This is a genomic window from Mycobacterium sp. (assembly GCF_032162105.1).
Classification (GTDB): domain Bacteria; phylum Actinomycetota; class Actinomycetes; order Mycobacteriales; family Mycobacteriaceae; genus Mycobacterium.
In genome coordinates this window covers 1-4,418 of record NZ_JAVRPS010000432.1, presented here as the reverse complement: position 1 = coordinate 4,418, position 4,418 = coordinate 1, and the positions used below count along the sequence as shown (strand labels likewise).

Here is a 4,418-nt window from a genome sequence, read left to right as displayed (position 1 = left end):
CGAAAAGGTCGTCCGCTTCCGCACCGTCGGTGACGTCACCTGCACCGGCTGCGTCGAATCGTCGGCGAGCACGGTGTCCGAGGTGATCGCCGAGACGGCCGTGTCGCGGCTTACCGAGCGGGGCGCGACCCGCGCCGACGACCGGATCTCCGAAGCAGGCATGGAAGATCGCAAGCGCGAGGGGTACTTCTGATGGCCGGGGCGAGCGAAGCGACGGGTGATGTGATGGCTTGCGCGAAGAAGAGAGAGCACAGCTGATGGCAACGCTTCTGCGGATCGCGACGGCAGGTTCCGTCGACGACGGCAAGTCGACCCTGATCGGTCGGCTGCTCTACGACTCCAAGGCCGTCATGGAGGACCAGCTGGCAGCCGTCGAGAAGACCTCGAAGGAGCGCGGTAACGACTACACCGACCTCGCCCTTGTGACCGACGGCCTGCGCGCCGAGCGCGAGCAGGGCATCACGATCGACGTCGCCTACCGCTACTTCGCCACGCCCAAGCGGAAGTTCATCATCGCCGACACCCCGGGGCACACGCAGTACACGCGGAACATGGTCACCGGCACGTCGACGGCCCAACTCGCAATCGTGCTCGTCGACGCCCGGCACGGGTTGCTCGAGCAGTCCCGGCGGCACGCCTTCCTGGCGTCCCTGCTCGGCATCCGGCACATCGTGCTGGCGGTCAACAAGATGGACCTGGTCGACTGGGATCAGGAGCGGTTCGAGAAGATCCGCGACGACTTCCACGAGTTCGCCGCACGGCTTGACGTGCACGACGTGACGTCCATCCCGCTGTCCGCACTCAACGGCGACAACGTGGTGACCAAGTCCGAGCGCACCCCGTGGTACGAGGGCCCTGCGCTGCTCACCCATCTCGAAGAGGTCTACATCGCCGGTGACCGCAACCTGGTCGACGTGCGGTTCCCGGTCCAGTACGTCATCCGGCCGCAGACCCGCTTGCACGCCGACCATCGCAGCTACGCAGGCACGGTGGCCAGCGGCGTCATGCGTCCCGGCGACGAGATCGTGGTGCTGCCAACGGGCAAGACCAGCCGCATCACCGTGATCGAGGGACCGAACGGGCAAGTCGCCGAGGCATTTCCGCCGATGGCGGTGTCAATCAGCCTGGCCGACGACATCGACATCTCCCGCGGCGACATGATCACGCGAGTCAACAACCAGCCGCATGCCACCCAGGACTTCGACGCCACCGTGTGCTGGATGGCCGACGAGTCGGCGCTGGAACCGGGCCGCGACTACGTCATCAAGCACACCACCAGGGCCACCCGCGCCAAGGTGACCGCGCTGGACTACCGGCTCGACGTCAACACACTGCACCGCGACAAGGGCGCAACGGCGTTGAAGCTCAACGAACTCGGACGCGTCACGCTGCGCACGCAGGTGCCGCTGCTACTCGACGAGTATTCGCGCAACGCCGCCACCGGATCGTTCATCCTGATCGACCCCGACACCAACGGCACCGTCGCGGCGGGCATGGTCCGCGACACGTCGCCTGCCGCGAGCCGGACGGCGAGTCCCAACGCCGTCCGGCACCAGAACCTCGTCACCGCGCAGGACCGGCTGTCCCGGGGCAGCACGGTGTGGTTCACCGGGTTGTCCGGTTCGGGCAAGTCCTCGGTGGCCATGCTGGTCGAGCAGAAGCTGCTCGAAAGCGGGCGTCCCGCTTACGTTCTCGACGGCGACAACCTGCGCCATGGGCTCAACGCCGATCTCGGCTTCTCGATGGCCGACCGCGCCGAGAACCTTCGCAGGCTGGCCCACATCGCCACGCTGCTCGCCGACTCCGGCCAGATCGTGCTGGTGCCGGCGATCAGCCCGCTCGAGGAGCACCGCGCGTTGGCCAGGAAGGTGCACGTCGACCAGGGGTACGACTTCTTCGAGGTGTTCTGCGACACCCCGCTGGAGGATTGCGAACGCCGTGACCCCAAGGGCCTCTACGCCAAGGCGCGAGCGGGGGAGATCACCCACTTCACCGGCATCGACAGCCCGTATCAGCGGCCGAAGAAGCCGGACCTGCGCCTCACCCCGGACCAGTCGGTGGAGTCGCTGGCCCAGCAGGTGATCGACATGTTCGGCACGCGCCGGTGAGCGATCACGAGCTGGCCGCCAGGCTGGCCACGCAAGCAGGTGAACTGCTGCTCGCCGTCCGCACCGAGCTCGCCGACGCCACCGCCGCCGAGCGGAAGTCCGCAGGGGACAAGCGGTCCCACGACTTCCTGATGGCGGCGCTTGCCGAGCATCGGCCCGAGGACGCCGTGCTGTCCGAGGAGGCGTCGGAGGAGGACAAGGCCAACTCGGTGCGGTTGACTGCGCAACGGGTGTGGATCGTCGACCCGCTCGACGGCACCAGGGAGTTCTCCGAACTCGATCGCGACGACTGGGCCGTGCACGTGGCCCTGTGGGAGTCCGGCGAGTTGGTGGCCGGCGCCGTCGCTCTGCCCGCCCAAGGCGTTACCCTGGCCACCCCGGACGTCGCCGCACCGCCCGCCGTGCCTGTCACGCCGCGAATCGTGGTGTCGCGCACCCGCCCACCCGCTGTGGCGCTGGCCGTCCGCGACGCGCTGGACGGCACCCTGGTCGAAATGGGTTCGGCGGGAGCCAAGGTCGCGTCGGTGGTGCAAGGTCTGGCCGACGTGTACGTGCATGCCGGCGGCCAGTACGAATGGGATTCCGCGGCGCCCGTCGCGGTGGCCCGCGCGGCCGGCCTCTACACCTCGCGCATCGACGGCTCGCCGCTGATATACAACCGGGCAGACCCGCTGCTGCCCGACCTCATCGTGTGCAGGCCGGAGTTGGCCCACGCCGTGCTGGCGGTCACGACGTCGCACTAGCCTGGTGCCATGAGCAACCCCACGCTGCGTGCCCTGGCCGAACTTCCACTCGAGCCCGCAGCCCTTGCCGATTCGACGCTGGTCCTGATCGACTGCCAGAACACCTATACCCATGGCGTCATGGAACTCGACGGTATCGCGGCCGCACTCGACGAGGCCGCCGCGTTGCTGGAGCGGGCCCGGTCCGCGGGCATTCCGATCATTCACATCCAGCACTCCGACGGTCCCGGCTCGCTGTACGACGTCGAAGGCGAGAGCGGCGCGATCGTCGCGCAGGTGGCGCCGCGCGAGGGTGAACCCGTGGTGGTCAAGCAGTACCCGAACTCGTTCGTGCAGACCGATCTCGAGGAGCGCCTCAAGGCGGTCGGCGCCTCCAACCTCGTCCTCGCCGGCTTCATGACGCACATGTGCGTCAACTCGACCGCGCGGGGCGCCTTCAACCTCGGCTATGCGCCCACCGTGGTGGCCGCAGCGACCGCGACCCGGTCACTGCCAGGTGTCGGGGGCGAATCGGTGCCCGCCGCGACCATCCAGTCGGCGAGCCTGGCGGGTATCGCCGACCTGTTCGCCGTGGTGGTACCCGGCGCATCGGGCATCCTGGACTGAGAATATTCAGATGACGCAACCCTCCACCCGGATCACCCGGATCGGCGAGAAGCAGGACACGTCGCGCAGCAGTCTCGACGAACTGCTCGACAGCACGCCGCTGGCCACCGTCGCGCTGATCCGCGACGGCCATCCGGTGATCTTCCCGACCGGATTCGCCAGGATCGGCGACGAACTGGTGATCCACGGCTCGACGGGCTCGCCGTGGATGCGTGCGCTGGCGGGGGGTGCGGCCGCGGCCGTGTCGGTGACCGCGTTGGACGGCGTCGTCGTGGCACGCAGCGCGTTCGAGTCGTCGTTCCGGTACCGCAGCGCCGCGCTGTTCGGCGTATTCGAGCTAGTGCCGGAGACCGACAAGGTCCCGTACCTCGAGTCGGTGACCGAGGTGTTCATCCCCGGCCGGGTGGCCGAGTTGCGGCCCAGCACCCGCAGGGAACTCGCCGCGACCATGGCGCTGCGCATGCCCATCGGCGAGGACAACTGGTCACTCAAGGTCAGCGCAGGCTGGCCCGAGGATCCAGAGGAGGACGTCGCCGCCGATGCCTGGGCCGGCGTGGTGCCGATGACGATCAGCTACGGTGCGCCGCAGTCCGCGCCCGACCTCACCCCGGGCATACCGGTGCCCGCGTCGGTGCGCGCGATGACGGACCCGCTGCGCAACGACCCGCCGTCAGTCGAGTAACGCGGTGCGGCGGTACAGGTCCGTTCGCCGGTCGCCGTGAACGTCGTTGTGCGCGTTGAACTTCTTCACTCGCGCCTGCTCCAGGTCGACGTCGGCGGTGATGTTGCCCGGCCTGCCGAACTCGGCGATGGCCAGCGGGTAGCCGTCGGCGCCGGTGATCACGCTTCCGCCGATCCAGTCCTGGCCGCGTTCGACGCCGGTGCGGTCACACACCGCGATGGGCATCCGGTTCATCCCCGCGCCGGCCAGCGCCCGCACCACCTCGGTCGGTCGCTCCCC

At 68.7% G+C, this 4,418-nt stretch carries 4 protein-coding genes and 2 pseudogenes; 5 read left to right on the top strand and 1 reads right to left on the bottom strand.

Annotated elements, in window-relative coordinates:
- From QOC69_RS22065 to QOC69_RS22045, 5 genes and pseudogenes are all read left to right on the top strand, one after another.
- A pseudogene (locus tag QOC69_RS22065) lies at positions 1 to 193 on the top strand (sulfate adenylyltransferase subunit CysD); the annotation flags it as partial.
- Positions 194 to 257: 64 nt separating this feature from the next.
- Positions 258 to 2,108, top strand: a complete 1,851-nt coding sequence (gene cysN, locus QOC69_RS22060) for a sulfate adenylyltransferase subunit CysN (RefSeq protein WP_526443557.1) — start codon at positions 258 to 260, stop codon at positions 2,106 to 2,108.
- The gene (locus QOC69_RS22055; protein ID WP_526443555.1) at positions 2,105 to 2,851 is read left to right on the top strand and encodes a 3'(2'),5'-bisphosphate nucleotidase CysQ; all 747 of its coding nucleotides are present in this window, start codon (positions 2,105 to 2,107) and stop codon (positions 2,849 to 2,851) included. Before cysN ends, QOC69_RS22055 begins: the two co-directional genes overlap by 4 nt.
- 9 nt (positions 2,852 to 2,860) lie before the next feature.
- Complete coding sequence (locus QOC69_RS22050) at positions 2,861 to 3,457, top strand: cysteine hydrolase family protein (RefSeq protein ID WP_526443553.1); 597 nt, start codon at positions 2,861 to 2,863, stop codon at positions 3,455 to 3,457.
- Positions 3,458 to 3,467: 10 nt separating this feature from the next.
- The gene (locus QOC69_RS22045; RefSeq protein WP_526443551.1) at positions 3,468 to 4,139 is read left to right on the top strand and encodes a pyridoxamine 5'-phosphate oxidase family protein; all 672 of its coding nucleotides are present in this window, start codon (positions 3,468 to 3,470) and stop codon (positions 4,137 to 4,139) included.
- Here the strand turns inward: QOC69_RS22045 and QOC69_RS22040 are convergent.
- A pseudogene (locus QOC69_RS22040) lies at positions 4,128 to 4,418 on the bottom strand (nitrilase-related carbon-nitrogen hydrolase); the annotation flags it as partial. The gene QOC69_RS22045 and the pseudogene QOC69_RS22040 sit on opposite strands and share 12 nt — an antisense overlap.